This is a genomic window from Lactiplantibacillus fabifermentans DSM 21115 (assembly GCF_000498955.2).
GTDB lineage: Bacteria > Bacillota > Bacilli > Lactobacillales > Lactobacillaceae > Lactiplantibacillus > Lactiplantibacillus fabifermentans.
Window position 1 is genome coordinate 1 of the sequence record NZ_AYGX02000144.1, and the last position, 16,466, is coordinate 16,466.

General features: G+C 45.3%; 14 protein-coding genes. All 14 read right to left on the reverse strand.

What is annotated here, in order from left to right; genetic code table 11:
• Positions 1 to 1,140: 1,140 nt before the first annotated feature.
• The 14 genes from dltD to DY78_RS12150 all read right to left on the reverse strand — a co-directional run bounded on the left by dltD (position 1,141) and on the right by DY78_RS12150 (position 16,428).
• A complete protein-coding gene (gene dltD, locus DY78_RS12085) occupies positions 1,141 to 2,427 on the reverse strand; it encodes a D-alanyl-lipoteichoic acid biosynthesis protein DltD (protein WP_024625352.1) in 1,287 nt (428 codons plus the stop codon).
• Positions 2,424 to 2,660, reverse strand: coding sequence for a D-alanine--poly(phosphoribitol) ligase subunit DltC (gene dltC / locus DY78_RS12090; protein WP_024625351.1), 237 nt, complete (start codon positions 2,658 to 2,660; stop codon positions 2,424 to 2,426). The genes dltD and dltC overlap by 4 nt, the downstream gene beginning before the upstream one ends.
• 34 nt (positions 2,661 to 2,694) lie before the next feature.
• Positions 2,695 to 3,909 (reverse strand): D-alanyl-lipoteichoic acid biosynthesis protein DltB, encoded by a 1,215-nt coding sequence (dltB, locus tag DY78_RS12095; RefSeq protein WP_024625350.1) that lies wholly within the window; start codon positions 3,907 to 3,909, stop codon positions 2,695 to 2,697.
• Positions 3,906 to 5,432 carry a D-alanine--poly(phosphoribitol) ligase subunit DltA gene (dltA, locus tag DY78_RS12100; RefSeq protein ID WP_024625349.1) on the reverse strand — a complete coding sequence of 509 codons (1,527 nt, stop codon included), beginning with the start codon at positions 5,430 to 5,432 and terminating at the stop codon, positions 3,906 to 3,908. The genes dltB and dltA overlap by 4 nt, the downstream gene beginning before the upstream one ends.
• Before the next feature lie 38 nt (positions 5,433 to 5,470).
• On the reverse strand, positions 5,471 to 5,620 hold the full coding sequence (locus tag DY78_RS12105; protein WP_024625348.1) for a teichoic acid D-Ala incorporation-associated protein DltX: 150 nt from the start codon (positions 5,618 to 5,620) through the stop codon (positions 5,471 to 5,473).
• Between the two features lie 33 nt (positions 5,621 to 5,653).
• Positions 5,654 to 6,832: a serine hydrolase domain-containing protein gene (locus tag DY78_RS12110; RefSeq protein ID WP_024625347.1), complete on the reverse strand. Its 1,179-nt coding sequence runs from the start codon at positions 6,830 to 6,832 to the stop codon at positions 5,654 to 5,656.
• A gap of 434 nt (positions 6,833 to 7,266) precedes the next feature.
• Positions 7,267 to 8,415, reverse strand: coding sequence for a molecular chaperone DnaJ (dnaJ, locus tag DY78_RS12115; RefSeq protein WP_024625346.1), 1,149 nt, complete (start codon positions 8,413 to 8,415; stop codon positions 7,267 to 7,269).
• A gap of 103 nt (positions 8,416 to 8,518) precedes the next feature.
• Positions 8,519 to 10,387, reverse strand: coding sequence for a molecular chaperone DnaK (gene dnaK, locus DY78_RS12120; RefSeq protein WP_024625345.1), 1,869 nt, complete (start codon positions 10,385 to 10,387; stop codon positions 8,519 to 8,521).
• A 37-nt stretch (positions 10,388 to 10,424) separates the two neighbouring features.
• A complete protein-coding gene (gene grpE, locus DY78_RS12125; RefSeq protein WP_029779065.1) occupies positions 10,425 to 11,027 on the reverse strand; it encodes a nucleotide exchange factor GrpE in 603 nt (200 codons plus the stop codon).
• 11 nt (positions 11,028 to 11,038) lie between these two features.
• Positions 11,039 to 12,082: a heat-inducible transcriptional repressor HrcA gene (gene hrcA, locus DY78_RS12130; RefSeq protein ID WP_024625343.1), complete on the reverse strand. Its 1,044-nt coding sequence runs from the start codon at positions 12,080 to 12,082 to the stop codon at positions 11,039 to 11,041.
• Positions 12,083 to 13,252: 1,170 nt separating this feature from the next.
• Positions 13,253 to 13,969 (reverse strand): acetolactate decarboxylase, encoded by a 717-nt coding sequence (budA, locus tag DY78_RS12135; RefSeq protein WP_024625342.1) that lies wholly within the window; start codon positions 13,967 to 13,969, stop codon positions 13,253 to 13,255.
• Positions 13,970 to 13,973: 4 nt separating this feature from the next.
• Positions 13,974 to 14,966 (reverse strand): riboflavin biosynthesis protein RibF, encoded by a 993-nt coding sequence (gene ribF / locus DY78_RS12140; RefSeq protein WP_024625341.1) that lies wholly within the window; start codon positions 14,964 to 14,966, stop codon positions 13,974 to 13,976.
• A gap of 13 nt (positions 14,967 to 14,979) precedes the next feature.
• Positions 14,980 to 15,903, reverse strand: a complete 924-nt coding sequence (gene truB / locus DY78_RS12145) for a tRNA pseudouridine(55) synthase TruB (RefSeq protein ID WP_024625340.1) — start codon at positions 15,901 to 15,903, stop codon at positions 14,980 to 14,982.
• Between the two features lie 93 nt (positions 15,904 to 15,996).
• Positions 15,997 to 16,428: an Rrf2 family transcriptional regulator gene (locus tag DY78_RS12150; RefSeq protein ID WP_024625339.1), complete on the reverse strand. Its 432-nt coding sequence runs from the start codon at positions 16,426 to 16,428 to the stop codon at positions 15,997 to 15,999.
• Positions 16,429 to 16,466: the final 38 nt, after the last annotated feature.

Sequence of the window (16,466 nt, forward strand, 5' to 3'; positions counted from 1 at the left end):
TGATCTTTTTTGTCCGAACAGCGTTCGGATTAATTTTACAATCTACCATATAAATAAAACGAAACTAACGCAAGTGAACCTAATTGCTACCGGACCAACCTTAAAACTGGTTCACACGAATATTATGCCGACCTGTATATCAAAAATCATATATATACGCATAAATCGATTAATGTGGATAGTTAACGAATCAAGTCGTGCGTAGTATGAACATTGACCAGGCGTGCCGATTCATAAAAATGCTACTCAGCTTGATTAGAACGGCATTTGAGGCCAAATTCGGCAAACAAACGTTAATACTATTTTTATTATTTATGACCATCAAATCTGCTGATTTTATATTATTTCGGCGGCAACTGATCAATTAACCAAACTATTATGAACCAATCTACTAATAACCCTTATGAGTAGGAACCCAATATTAACGGGTTATTGTATGTACCAATATTTCACATGTACTTAGCATACGGGTGATAATTGGCCGCAACTACAAAATCACAACTATCATTAATACGTTTTAAAATTTTTATTGCCAATACGTAACCGCGCTTAACATACTTATCGACTACCAGCCAACTTACCGGAGACGGCGCCCACAAAGATGCAATGACTAACACTACGTTGAACCATTGATTTTGCGATTACGCATATAGCACCTCATTCAACGCAAATATCCTACCAGTAATTCATATTTAGTTGTGCAGAGCGGCAATTTCATTACCGCGCTTAACATTTAGTCACAATCTTAGCCGGAAGTCAGCGAGAATATCGCCGTGAAAATGTTCTTAGCGGGGGTTTTTCAGACCACTTAGAACACGGGTCGTGTCGTGAGACTTGCAGGTTGTGTAAGGCTCACGACCGCCCGAGCAGACCGCTTTTTGGCTGACCGGGGTTGCCCCACGGCGCATGTTCTCGCTGGCTGGAGGCGGCGTAACCGGAATTGGGTTGGACCCCGTTTATACACCACGGACGCCGTTTAAGACTTGCTTTTTAGGCTCAAAAGCGAGGTCCAAGACCGCTTCTCAGGCTTGGACCGGTCCCCATGGCGACTGGAATTACGATCAGCCGGCCGCGGCAATGACCATCTTCCATAGACCAAAAAAAGCGCCAACCGCAAAGCGGTCAGCGCTAAAAATAAGTTTATTTTTGTTCAAACGACTTAATGTCGTTAGGATTCAATTGTTGCCACGTCTTCGTGTAGAAGGCGTCGTTGATGTGGTACTTCGGTGTCGTCTTGGATTGTTTGCTCAAAAATGGATTGAGTTGTTGATCCACGGCTAACCAACCGCGCCAGCCTAAGTGAATGGTATCAGTCATGAAGTAATCTTGACCGCCATCTTTAGACAAATCAATGATGTTGTTGAACCCTTGGCTCGTCAATTGATAACGAATCTTCTTGTCAAACTGGGCAATCATACTCATCGATAAGCCCGTGTAATCTGACCAACGTTGGTTGATTGGCGGGATGATGAACATGACGTCCGTATGCGTCTTGGCAAATTGATTCAAGACTAACTGGAAGTCCGCAAATTCCGGTGACTTCGTGTAATCTAACTTGGTTTGCGAATTCTTCAAGCGTTTGTAGTTACGCTTCAACTGCGTATTCCAAAACTTGTTACTGATTTCCAAACTGTTAGAAGTCGTCTGTTGTTTACCGATTTGACCAGCCAACTTATCTAAATTGTTATAGTTATAAGTCGCTGGTAAATATGATTCTTGTTTTTCGACGGTCGTTAAATTCTTGTTAGAAATCCCGATATGGGAGAAGAATTCATCTTCCCGACCTAAGACGCGAGCTTTATAGTTAATATAAGCCATTTGGGCACTCGTTGGTTTGAAACCAGCGGCGACCCGGGCTAAAGCTCCCGCTAACACTTTATCGGACGAACCAGACGGCATTTGCAATAAGCGCTTAGCCGCATATCGGTCCATGGCGGTATTGTGTTCCGTTTGTAACCAGTCGGTCGTTTGTAGTGGTGAGTAGTAGTACGTAAACGCATCACTACGCGTTCCTTTAGGTACAAACCATTGTGGCGAAATTACAAAGACAGCTTTCTTATTAGTTAACTGCTTCTTAACCCCTTGCATCACGAAGTATTGGGTCAAAGATTGGGTACCACGCGCCCCCAATAAAAACGGCCGATAATTCCGCTGGTACTTATCTGCCAATACGGATGGATGCATCGGATCAAACCGTGACCATTCGGATGAGCCAAAAAATGGCACATATCCATCATCTAAAGCAGCCCGTTTAACTTGCCGCCCTTTCAAAACTGTCGCTGACAGTGAAACCGCGGCCTTTTTTTCGGTTGCTTTAGAGACGTGATTTAATCCAAATGAGAACGGTGAGAGCAGCACGGCCAGTAATAAGGCGGCCGCCAAAATAATTGGGCCAAAAATCTTAAACAGGCGTTTGGCAACGCTCATTGCATGCTCTCAACCTTTGCAACGATTTTTGCGGGGGTATCCCATTCAGTCCGTTCGAATTCGGAAACGGGTACTTCAATACCTAATTGGTTTTGTAATTCCAATAAAAGTTGTACGGAACCCATTGAATCTAAAATACCTTCGTCAAATAAGTTCGTATCCATGTTACCTGAAACATCTTCACCAGTTAAATCTTGTAAAATTGATAAAACAGTTGCTTGTGTATCGTCCATTGTAAAAACGCCCCTTTAATAAATATTTTTTTAATTATGGCCGGCCGGTAAAGAATAACGTGTTCAAGAATCCTGAGAAGATCAAGAAACTAAAGCAGACCACGTTAAACGTTAAGAAGATGGCAAACCATTCCGTAAACCGATTGTGTGGAATTTGCGCTTGATGCTTTTTCTTGTAACGTAACCAAGCATCGTTAATAACCATCGCAAACCCATGGAATAACCCATAAACAATATAGTACCAAGTTTCCCCGTGCCAGAACCCCATGATCAACATGTTAATGACATAACAGACGTTGGCCGTGGTGATCCGACTCTTAAAGACTTTGTGCTTCATGACGAAGAACACTAACCGCATGTAAATGTAGTCACGGAACCAGAAGGACAAGGTCATGTGCCAACGATTCCAGAAGTCTTTAATATTTTTGGCCTTGAAGGGGGCGTTGAAGTTCATTGGTGTTTCAATCCCCATCAAGTAACTGACCCCGACGGCAAACAAACTGTAGCCGGCAAAGTCAAAGAACAAGTCCATACTATACGTATACATGACCCCGAGCAAGGCCCATGAGATACCATGGGCTTGCAAGGCCGCGTGTTCGACCGTTGGTAACATGACCGTCCCGAAGATGTATGCCAAGATGAATTTGTAGAAGAACCCGATAAAGATGTATCGGACCCCTTTTTCAACTAAGCCTAAGTACTTCTCACGGGTCGGCACGCTATCGTAATCTTTAATGAAACGCCGGTAACGGTCAATCGGCCCCGATGAAATCGTCGGGAAGAACAGCAAGAACTGACCGAATAGGACCGGATGGAATTCTTTAATAATCCCATCACGAGTTTCCATAATGGTCTGCACGACTTTGAAGGTCAAGTATGAAATCCCTAAGAAACCAATAATGGAACTGGCTCCGTGGGCGACCGCCGGCGTGATTTTAACAACAGCAAGTGGAATAATTGCTAAAATCACACTAACCACAAATATCCAACCTTTATTCGGCGAATCCGGCCGTTGCCGGTAACGCGAATATAACCAAACTAAACAAATTTGATAAACTAGGTAGATAATCAGGGCAATCCCCGTTTTCCACTTAATGCCGCCAAACGTCAACATTAAGAAAACAAAGGACACGATCGTCTCATAAATATGCGATCGATGGCCATAGAGTAACCCAATCATCAACGGCAACAGCGCGATGAACAATAGGATAAAGTAAGTTGGATTACCGTATGGATCAAACGACATCATTCGGGATTGACCTCTTTCATGATCGACTTGACATCAATTTTACCGTTTGGTGTTAATGGCAAGCTCGTTTGATAAACAAACCGTTGGGGAATCATGTATTCCATCATCATTCCTTGTAAGTCTTTTTTAATCGCCGTAGTTAAAGCGAAGTCGCTCTCAAAGTCGTTTGGCTTTGGCACAACGTACGCAATCATTTGGGTAACCTTATGTTGCTTATCGTATTTTGGTACCGCTACGGCTTGTTCAATGTGTTGCTGTTGACCTAAGAAATGGTCAACTTCTTCGAGTTCGATACGGTAACCATGCATCTTAATCTGGAAATCTACCCGACCGCGATAGCGGAATAACCCGTCATCATCCATCGTGCCAATATCCCCAGAATGATAAGCGGCTTGCCCATCAAGTTCGAAGAACGCTTTTTCAGTTTTTTCAGGATTATGCAAGTACCCTTTGGAAACACTCGGACCAGCGATAATTAATTCGCCTTCCGTCCCGTTTTCAACCGGTTCGCCATTTTCATCAACGACAAGCATCCGCGTATCTGCTTTAGCATAACCGATTGGTAACCGGTCAAACTTAGCTAACGCTTCATCAGTGATTTCAATTTGGGTGACGGCCACACAAGTTTCAGTGGGACCGTACGTATTGAAAATCCGTGCTGCCGGGAACCGTTTCTTCAAGGTCGCCGCAGTCTTATGGGTCAATTCTTCCCCACAGAACAAGAAGTGCGTCAAACTTGGCAAGTGTTCAGCATCAAACTTAGGTTCCAACAAGCAGATATCCATAAAGGATGGTGTTGAGACCCAAACGTTAATTGGTAACGTTGGTAAGGCGGCAAATAATTGCTTGAAATCATCGGTAACGGCTTTTGGTAACGCGTAAAGCGTTCCACCTAAAGCTAACGTTGGATATACATCCATGACCGATAAGTCAAATGAATATGGTGGTTGTGATAATGAATTAGGTTGTTTTGGTAACCCAAAGTCATCACTCAACATCCAGTTCACGTAACTTAATAAGTTGTCATGACTGATTTCAACCCCTTTAGGTTTACCAGTCGTCCCGGAAGTAAAGATAATATAGTAATCATCGTCACCACTGACAGCATGGTCAGCTTGATAGTCAACCGGCTTAGCCGTAATGGCCGCCAATTGATCTGGCGTGATGACTGGTGTGGCACCCACGCCGGTTGGTAAGTCAACGACGGCAATCACCGCTGCTGGTTTGGCGATGTCGTTAATCATCGTCAACCGTTCATTGGGTGAGTGCGTGTCAATCGGGATGTAAGCCCGACCTGATTTGACGACCCCCAGGAACGTCGCAATCATTTCGAACGTTTGGCCCCCGAAGACAATAATGGGTGCTTTTGGTGCCAAGGCTAACGTATCTAAGTGCGCTGCTAAGGCATCCGAATAAGCTTTTAATTCCGCATAAGTATGCGTTTCCCCTTGCACGTCGTAAACAACTTTTTGCGGTTGGGTCCGCGCAAAATCATCAATCGTTTTGATCATATTTTCAATCATCGTTAATCTCCCCCAAACAATAACTTAATATTGCCCAATTAGAATTCATTGTAAATAAACTTAGCTTGGTTAATACCACTGTACCCATACAAATAAACTAAGGCCAGCATGATAGCAAAGTAGAATACTGTTAGTGCAATAAATTGAACGACCGGACGTTGAAACCAGTGCTTCAATTTTGCAAACATGCCCTCACCCCCTCCAAATTAGTCATCTGGCCACTACTTAAGGTTGCCTTTCATCATTTCAGTGTAAATCTTTTGGGCTGGTGCTAAGGTCGAAGTCGCATTGCGGTAATAATTGGATAACAACACGACACCGGTTTTACCAGTCGTTGACATGCGAACAACCGATTCATAACCATAACCGAGGCCATGGGAACGATAAACTTGCGGTGTTTCATTATAAACGCCGCCACCATAAGTCCCGGTAGCCGTCCGTGTATGCAATATCTCAACATTTTTCGGTGTAATCAGCTTGCCCGTTTCAATGGCTTGTTCAACTTTAAATAAATCACCGACACTCATGTAAACTTGGCCGGTTCCTAACTCATTGTTCATCATTGCGGTGGTTTCAACAAATGCCGCATCATACGTTGGTTTTATCTCACCCGTTTTGGCTTGATAACCAGTCGTGGCATGTTGCCCCAAACCATGAATCACAAAGCCCGTGTGCTTTAATTTCAAGCGGCGAATAATATTAGTGGTAAAAACTTGTTGATAAGTCTTACCCGTTAATTGTCGGATAATCCCTGCCAATAGTAAATAGTTTACCGAAGAATAGTTAAACTTACCAAGCTTTGCAGCTGTAAATTTCGTATGATTAACTGCGTAATCAACGACTTGTTTTTCAGATAGGTTCGCCGTTGACCCTTGGGCTAACCGAAAGCCGGTCGTCATATCTAACATTTGACGAATCGTCGTCTGTTCCGCTCCCGGTAGACTCGGATAAAATTTTGACACTTTATCCGTCAACTTCAAGCGATGCTTTTGAACGAGCTGCATGAGCAACGTCGCCGTAATTGACTTTTGAATCGACAAAATTTGATATTTAGAATCCGGACCGTTCAAGCGACCATCGCGGGCGTTCGCATAACCAAATCCTTTGCGATACAAGACCTTATTGTTGCGTACGACTAACGCCGTGCCAACAAAGTGATCGGCCTTTAAGATCTGCGTGATTTGCTTACCGGCCGCTTTGTTTTTCGTAACTTTAACGGCGGCCACTTGGTGAGCTACTTTTTTTTGAACGCGCTTGGCTTTTTTGACTTTGGCCTTCGCCGCCGTCTTTTTTTGCTGTGTGGCGGTCACGCGATTCGTATAATGCACATAGTAACCGGCCCCGCCGCCGATAACCGCTAGTCCAACTAGGACCGACGCAAATAATTTTATGTGTTTCACGTTGTTAACTTCCCCATCAGTCAATTTGTCACGAACTAATCGGAAACCAGTCCCATCCAAGGCTTCGCGGATTCGTCATGTTCAATCATAAGTCTACCAATTCATTCCGGTTATACGCGGAAATGACGTGAAAAAAACAAAAACCTGCACGTCCGTTTCAATTCACGGCATTTTTGTAACGGTTTTGTAACATAACCGTTTCAGCCACGACGGCCCATTGATTCACCCCCTTGATTAATTCTAGCACCCCTAATATTACTTATATAATATATCGTAACCATTTGGTAAAAATCGACCAGCCAGAAAGGTTAATTAATAAACTAGAACGGCCCCTTGACGACCTCACAAAAAAATGGCTAGTTACTACAGTTGGCAGTAACTAGCCATTGAATTAAATGTTAAGAAATGTATAAGACGGTATCCCTACAGGTGGGTTAAACGCCCCGTAACTTATCAAATAATGAACTTTTACCATTGCCAGCGACCGTTTTACCACTCGCTTTAGCAAAGGATTTCAAGGCTTCTTTTTGGCCTTTGTTCAAATGATTTGGCGTTTCGATGTTAACCGTGACGCGTTCATCCCCGTTGCCGTTACCACGCAGACGTGGCGCCCCTTTACCGCGTAAGCGGAAGGTCGTCCCCGTTTGGGTGCCAGCTGGAATCTTCAACTTAACGTCACCGTGGACCGTCTTCACTTGGACTTCATCACCTAAAGCGGCTTGCACGAAGTCGATTGGTAACTTGAAGTAAATCGTCGCCCCATCACGCTCGAATTCATCGCTAGGTTCAACGCGGAAGATAATGAACAAGTCCCCATAAGGGCCACCATTGGCACCGGCTTCCCCTTGGTTTTGGAGGCGCATTTGTTGGCCTTCTTCAACCCCAGCAGGCACCGTTACTTTAATGGAATGACTTTGTTCCGTATGACCAGAACCACCACAAGTCGCACATTTGTCTTGGATTTCTTTCCCAGTTCCATGACAAACATCACAAACTTGTTGACTCATCATGCGGCCCAGCGGCGTATTCGTTTGGACTTGAATATAGCCGCTCCCGTGACACTTCGAACAGGTAACCGGTGACGTGCCAGGCTTAGCACCCGAACCACCACAGGTTTCACATTGTTCTTCACGATTATACGTAATATTGGTTTTCTTACCGAAGATGGCGTCTTCAAATTTCAACGTCATTTCATATTGTAAGTCCCGCCCTTGTTGTGGGGCCGTGGGGTTAGGCCGGCGACCGCCGCCACCAGCTGCACCACCGAAAAATGAACTGAAGATATCTTCGAAACCGCCGCCACCAAAACCGCCAAAGTCTTGGCCACCGCCGAAACCACCAGCACCACCACCGAAGCCTTGTTGGCCCCCGGTTGACCCAAATTGATCATATTGAGCCCGTTTTTGTGGATCACCCAGCGTTTCGTAGGCCTCATTGACCGCCTTGAATTTTTCTTCGGCGCCAGGCTCGTGGTTCAAATCGGGATGGTACTTCTTCGAAAGCTTTCGATAAGCCTTCTTAATTTCATCTTGACTGGCATCTTTTTCAATACCCAGAACCTTATATAAATCTTGCTCTGCCATAGCAGCCTCCTAATGATTCTCGATTAAAGTCTCACTAATTTTAGCATATCTAATACAAAAAGGCCAAAGCCGCGTGGCCTTGGCCTTTCGTAATTGATTCAGCTTACTTCTTGTCCTTGTCTTTATCCAAGTCTTCGAAGTCACCATCAACCGTATTGTCGTCGCCACTCTTAGCGTCGTCGGCATTACCAGCAGCTGACCCAGCAGCGCCATCAGCGTTACCTTGAGCTTCTTGCGTTTGTTGGTAAAGTTTGACTGACAAGTCTTGCACGATCTTGTTCAAGTCATCCTTCTTAGCTTTCATTTCTTCAACGTTGTTATCATCTTGGGCTTTCTTCAAAGCGTCACGCGCATCTTGCGCTTTTTTGACTTCTTCATCAGAAACCTTACCCTTGAGTTCTTTGAGCGTCTTGTCAGTCGTAAAGATCAATTGGTCAACTTCATTCTTCAAGTCAACTTCTTCTTTACGCTTCTTGTCAGCATCTTCGTTTTCTTTGGCTTCCTTGACCATTTGATCAATTTCGTCGTCAGAAAGACCCGATGAACTCTTGATGGTAATCTTTTGTTCTTTGTTCGTCCCCATATCCTTAGCAGAGACGTTAACAATCCCGTTCTTATCAATATCGAACTTAACTTCGATTTGAGGAACCCCACGAGGAGCGGCTGGGATGTCAGTCAATTGGAAACGACCTAATGTCTTGTTATCCGCAGCCATTGGACGTTCACCTTGCAAGACATGAATATCAACGGCTGGTTGGTTATCAGCGGCTGTTGAGAACACTTGTGACTTGCTAGTTGGGATGGTCGTATTACGATCAATCAACTTAGTGAAGACGCCACCCATGGTTTCAATCCCTAATGATAATGGCGTAACGTCAAGTAAGACCACGTCTTTAACATCACCAGTGATGACCCCACCTTGAACCGCGGCCCCTAAAGCAACGGCTTCGTCTGGGTTGATGGAATGGTTAGATTCTTTGCCAGTCCACTTTTCAACGGCTTCTTGAACCGCGGGAATCCGAGTTGAACCACCATTTAAGATGACCACGTCTAAGTCAGAAGCGCTCAAGTTAGCGTCCTTCAAGGCGTTTTCAACTGGGACACGCGTCTTTTCAACTAAGTCTTCAGTTAATTCATTGAACTTAGCGCGTGTTAAGCTGCGTTCCAAATGTAACGGACCGTTGGCACCTGCGGAAATAAATGGCAAGCTGATGTTGGCTTCGGAAACACCAGAGAGGTCTTTCTTCGCTTTTTCAGCCGCATCCTTTAACCGTTGTAAGGCCATCTTGTCTTGTGACAAGTCGATACCGTTGTCAGCTTTGAAGCCTTCAACTAACCAGTCGATAATCTTTTGGTCAAAGTCATCCCCACCTAAATGAGTATCCCCATTAGTTGATAAGACTTCAAACACACCGTCGCCTAATTCCAAGATGGAAACATCAAAAGTCCCACCACCAAGGTCATAAACTAAGATTTTTTCATCTTTGTCGGTTTTATCCAAACCATAAGCCAAAGCAGCGGCCGTTGGTTCGTTGATAATCCGTTCGATGTTCAAACCAGCGATTTTACCAGCGTCTTTAGTGGCTTGACGTTGGGCATCGTTAAAGTATGCTGGGACGGTAACAACGGCTTTTTCAACCGTGTCGCCTAAATAATCTTCAGCAAAACCTTTGATATATTGTAAGATCATTGCTGAAATTTGTTGTGGCGTGTAGTCCTTGCCTTCGATGCTAACTTTGTAACCAGCTTCACCCATGTGACGCTTGATTGAAGCGACCGTGTTAGGGTTAGTGATTGCTTGCCGTTTAGCGACTTCACCGACTTGGGTTTCGCCATCTTTAAATGCTACTACTGATGGGACCGTCCGGCCACCTTCAGGAGTCGTGATAATCTTAGGTTCACTACCTTCGAGAACAGCAACTGCAGAGTTAGTCGTCCCGAGGTCAATCCCGATAATTTTATTACTTGCCATAAATTAACAAACCTCTTTTAAATTTATTTTTGTTTTTTTATTGCGCAACGATAACCATTGCTGGTCGTAACGTCCGGTCTTTGAATAAGTACCCTTTTTGAAGCACTTGGACAACCGTATCAGCCGGATGATCATCATCTGCTGGTACCGTTTGAACGGCTTGGGCCACGTTCGGATCAAATTTTTCACCAGCCGCTTTCACTTCGGTGACATTGTTTTTCTTCAACGCTTCTTGTAAATGGCCATAGACCATTTCAACACCCTTTTTAAGTTGCGAAGCCGCTTCATCAGAAGCTTCCGCCGCTAAAGCACGTTCCAAGTTATCCAAAACTGGTAAGACGTCTTTGGCTAACGTTTGACCATCGTATTTGATGATGGCGGCTTGCTCTTTTTTAAACCGATTTTGCATATTTACAAGTTCAGCTTGCGTCCGGAGCAATTGGTCATCTTTGGCGTCTAATTGCTTTTGCAAATCAGCAATTTGGGCGTCACGTGGGTCAACGTCAGTCGTTGCTTGTTGATCATCAGCCGTCGTCTTAGCTGCGTCATCCGCAGTAGACGTGGCCGCTTGGCTCGCGGCACTAACTTTTTCTTCATCAGTGGCCGCACTGCTAGTTGGTTCTTTTGCCAATGATTTCATCTCCCTGTCCGTCACTCGTCAAAGTACCGGTAATAGTCTAACAATTTGCGGGCCAGTTCACGTTGGAACGCCCCCATCAACCCAATCATCCGCGAGTATGGCATGGCCGTTGGTCCAAGCAAGGCAATAATACCTTGGCCGTGCTGGTCAACGTCATACGTGGCGGTAATTAAGCTGTAGTCTTTTAACAAATCGTTGGTGATTTCATTACCGATGCGGACTTGGATGTGTTGACCCGGTGAGCCAATCACACTAGCCAAGTTGTCCGTCTGATCAAGCAATGAATACAGTGATTGCATTTCTTTGGGGTCCGACTTAGTCGTATAGTTGAACATGTTCAACTTACCACCGACGTAGAACCGCTCCGAAGCTGCCTTGGACAATACGCTGCCAAAGATATCTAAGAACCCGTCCGGATCTTGCAAATAATGCGCCAACTGGAATGGAATCTCATGTTGTAACTTTGCCAGCACGTCTTGTAACGGCAGGCCAATCAATTGATCATCGATAAAACGAACGACTGGCTCCAATTCGTCACCAGTTAAATCGTTTGGAATCGTAAAGGTCTGGTTTTCAACGTCACCGTTATTCGTCACTAGAATCGCCATCACTTGATGGTTCCCTAATGGGACTAAACGAAAACCGCTGAGCCGGCTATCTTTCAATTCCGGGCGCAACGTAAAGGTCGTGTAACTTGTCAATTGTGACAAAATATCGGCCGATTGCGCGACGATTTCATCGATTTTATGAAACTCACCACCCAACGAATGTTGAATGACCTTCAAGTCTTTGCTATCCACTTTTTCGGGTTTCAATATATGGTCAACATAGTATCGATAGCCTTTAATGGATGGAATCCGACCTGAAGAAAGATGCGTTTTGACGATTAATCCTAAATCCTCGAGTCGCGCCATTTCATTACGAATCGTGGCGGAACTGACTTTCATCGGCAGTTCTTGGACTAACGATTTGGACCCAACTGGGTTACCGCCTTCGGTATAGTCACGGACAATGGCCTTCAAAATCAGGCTTTGTCGTTCAGTTAACGTGATCATCACCTCTTTTTAGCACTTAACTTAATGGAGTGCTAACACAATTACTAATATAACAACCTCATAGGTTAAAGTCAAGGAAAGACAAAGTTTTTTAGCAAAATAATTGGTCGAGTGCTAATTTTCTGATTTTCACGGCTAAATACTACTGCCAATTGACTAGAAAGTTCTCGCCGCGAAGACCGGTCCAATCAGTTTTTCCCTCGCTTACTGGTATCTAAAAGCCCACCAATTAACTCAGCTGGCTTGGCCCCCATGCACGGGTACGCCAAGACATTAACTTCACCCTCACAACGGATTCATTCCCGATGACTGCCCGTTAAATCAATTACATTTAGCAGCTAATAAAAACGAGTGCTAAATTTAAGGACTTTATTTTATCGATGACGAACGGGAAAAGTCAATTGCCCTGCGCGTTCACAACGCCTGTATGATGACCTTTATTTATGCCATCATCGGATTAATTCTGGTCACTTTTTCATTGATGACGGGCTGGCACCTAACTGTACAGTCATTCGGTAACATTTTGTTGGTACTATTGCTATTATTACTATTTGGAACCAATTGTCAGTATTACTTTTTATGCATAAATACGACTGCGCCTAGCCAGATTGCCTAAATTAATGATTTCAATATAAAAAAGATAATGTCCACGTTGACTGGTGATTAAATCACGTCAGCGTGGGCATTATCTTTTTATACTTAATGATAGAACAGCCATCAGATGCTAAGGGCCCTTCCAGAGATTAGTGAATCTGCTTTAACCAAAATCCTTACAGAATGTCACAGTTAAAAGAAAACATTTAACGGCGACCCTATTTCCAATCAGCCGACCGAACAAAACGATATTACTGATATACCGATTAATCACCGTTTTTTCGAACACATCGGAATGGTACCACGTTTACTTATTAAAAGTTCAATTCAGTTGTGAGTCAGTAGCAATGGAAGTAACCGTGTAAGTGGCGTTAGTTCGGCTGAATTTTGCCGGACTTACGGCACCGACATCTTTGAAGATTGGCGGGTTGGGCCGAGCTTCAAAGTGAGGTTCGAGACCGCTTTTTGGCTCGAACCGGTCGTCACGGCTACTGGAATTGCTACTGACTAACAACGGCAATTCCAGCTTCACCAATCTTTAGAAAAATCCGAATTTAGCTGTGGCAGCGGCAATTACTAGCGTTCAGCTTTATTAATCGCCGAGTCGATTTCGTTATTATCGAATTTTTGTTGTAAATAATCGGCATTGTCGATGGGCAAATGCACGTGGAAGTCCGCGAAGCGTTGGACTTTCAATGTGGCTTGGTCAATGTCAAAGCCGAGCAAGTGCCCGCCTAATTGATGGTCCGCACTCAAGAAATGCAAATGGAACCCACCGACCGTGGCACCTTGAAATAAATGTGGCGCATAATAACCGATAATGGTCCCTTGAACATCATCACCGGTAAATTCTGGCTGCGTCGCAGTCGCTTCCACAAGCGTATGATATGGCTTCGTTTGCTTTGGCGCCACGCGCGTATGGATATGCTTGAACGTGCCATCAATTCGAATGGCCGCGAAGACATTGCTCAATTGATAATCGTGCACCGTTTGTTGTTCGAACGTTGGTTGGTCCATCGGCGTCAAAGCTTTAGTAGCATCGGGCGCTTCAAAATGCACAGAAGCAAATGGTAACGTCTCATCGGCCGCAATTTCACGGACGACACCATCTTCGCGGGCCTGATAGGCGTGACCATCTAAAATGATGACTTCCCCATTTAACCCCGTCAACGTCCCAATACCAGCATCGCCATGCTGCAATAATTCGCCGGCAGTAATCGTGCCGTCGTACAATCCAGGTACTAATAAGCCTAACGTTCCTTGCTGAAAAATCGTCGTGGTATCTTTTGCCATAAATTTAGTCCTCCTTAGCTACCGTGACCGTCCACAAACGTGGGGTTGCTTGAAAAGGGTGCGCCGCATAATACGCACGCGTGGCGGCCTCATCTTGGTGCAATTGTGCCACCAAGGCATCGGCACCGTCAAATTTTACTTCACCGCGCATGCGATGTCCCCAGCGAACCGTGACGTGCTGTCCATAAATATCGCCGTGAAAATCTAATAAGTAGATTTCGACGGTAATCGGCCGATGATCCCCGAAAGTGACATTACGCCCGACTGACGCCATCCCAACGACCCATTGATCGTTGACTTGCACCATCGTGGCATAAATTCCAATTCCGGGCACCCGGGTATTACTGTCGTGGGCGACATTAGCCGTTGGAAAGCCGAGCGTCCGCCCGCGAGCTTCGCCATGCACGACCACCCCCGCCGTTTCATATTCATAACCAAGTAACTGGTTCGCTAAGTCTAAATCGCCAGTATCAATCGCTTGGCGAATCCGGGTCGAACTGATTTTTTGTTGGCCTTCAATTTCTTTGGGCACTTCAATAATATTGAAGCGGCCTTGCGCATAATCGCCAAGGCGTTGCATATTAGCCGTATCAGCCGGACCATAAGTATAGTCAAAACCAGCCACCACCGTGGTCGCATGTAAGCCGACAATCAACTTGTCGACAAACGTTTGGGGTGGCATTGCACCAACGGCCGCATCGAAATGGAGAATATATAAAATATCGACACCCATTTCAGCCATTAAAGTTTCTTTTTGGCCGACCGTCGTTAAGTACCGGACGCCCTTTGGATCAGCATGTTGAAAGACGACTGACGGATGTTGATCAAAGGTCATGACCGCCAGTTTGGTACCACTGACTTGGGCGGCCTGCCGTGCCGTCGCAACCACTCGTTGATGACCGCGATGGACGCCGTCAAAAAAACCGAGCGCTAACGTGATTTCACCAGCAGGAATGGTGGCTGCTGCGACTGGATATGTTAAATTAATCACCTGCATGTTCAAAAACTCCTTAATTTACCGAAAACATTTTAAACGGCTTATACCGTTGTTCATCTGGGTGGAAACTGTACAAACATTTGATTTGGCCTTGATACGTAAAGGCGACCATGGTGTCCGCATCGGGGTCCGCCTGTTGCCCTTCATCGGCATTCAGCCAGACGCCATTTTTGACTTTGGCCCATTGCGCATCCGTTAACGCCACTTGCGGATAGTGACTCAAGGCCTTGTCGATGGGTGCTAATAAATCATCAGCAGTTTCCGTGGCGACCGCCGCTTCGATTTGTTCAAAAGTCACGGTTTCATCTAAAGTAAAACCGCCACTCTTTAGCCGCGTTAAATCGCTCATCACTGCCGGCACGCCCAGCTTTTTACCAAAATCAACGGCTAAAGTCCGGACATAGGTCCCTTTCGTACAGTCGACCGTAAAGTAAATCGTCTGCGTTTGGGTGGCTGCATCGTAAGTCGCCGCTTGCCGTTGTTCAAAACACTTAATCGTCACGTGCCGTTCTGGTCGTTCGACCGTTTCACCGTGGCGCGCATAATCGTACAACCGCCGACCATTAACTTTGACCGCTGAAAACATCGGTGGAATTTGAATAATGTCGCCGGTCATGCTAGCTAAAGTTGCTTCGATCTCTTCATTACTGAACGGGGCTTGGATGGCTTCGCGAGCAACTTCTTCCCCATCTAAATCTTCGGTGGTCGTGGCAAACCCCAACGTAATGCTCCCTTGGTACTGTTTACCAGAAGCCACGAGGAACTGGACCACCTTGGTAGCGTTACCAATACAAATTGGCAAGACCCCGTCCACATTCGGATCAAGGGTGCCTGAATGACCCACTTTGCGGGTATGATATAATTTTCTAATTTTGGCCACGCAGTCAAAACTCGTTAAGCCGCGTGGTTTGTAAAGCGGTAAAATTCCGTTTGGCATTATTTTGCTCCTTAAAGTTAACTTTTTTCAGTATACCACAATGTTGAAAACACAAAAAAGCAATCATCCCCAAGATGACTGCTTTTTTGCGCCTTAACTCACTTGCTCGCGACGGGCCTGAATCCCGGTAATGACTTCCGCTAATGTCTGACTCGCCATCTCGGCTTCCGCCGCGGCCTGGACGCGGGCATAGAGCCCATCTAACGTCTGTTGAATGTTGGCCCCGACCGGACACGCCATATTCGTGCGCGGGTCAACGTGTAGTAAGTCGTGATTGGTTTCCACCGCATTGAAAACATCTAGTACGGTAATGTCGCCCGCTGGTTTCGCCAACCGTGGTCGCGCAGCACCCGCTTGGCTCACGAGCAACCCGGCCTTTTTCAGACTCGCCATCAAGCGACGGACCACACTAGCGTTAGCTTCAATACTCAGCGCAATTTGGTCACTAGTGATCTTTTCATCTGGAATAATCGCCACATACGCCAAAATATGAATCGCATCACTCAACTTATAAGAATATTTCACCAGCATAGCCTCCCTTGTCAATCTATTGCTTTTATTGT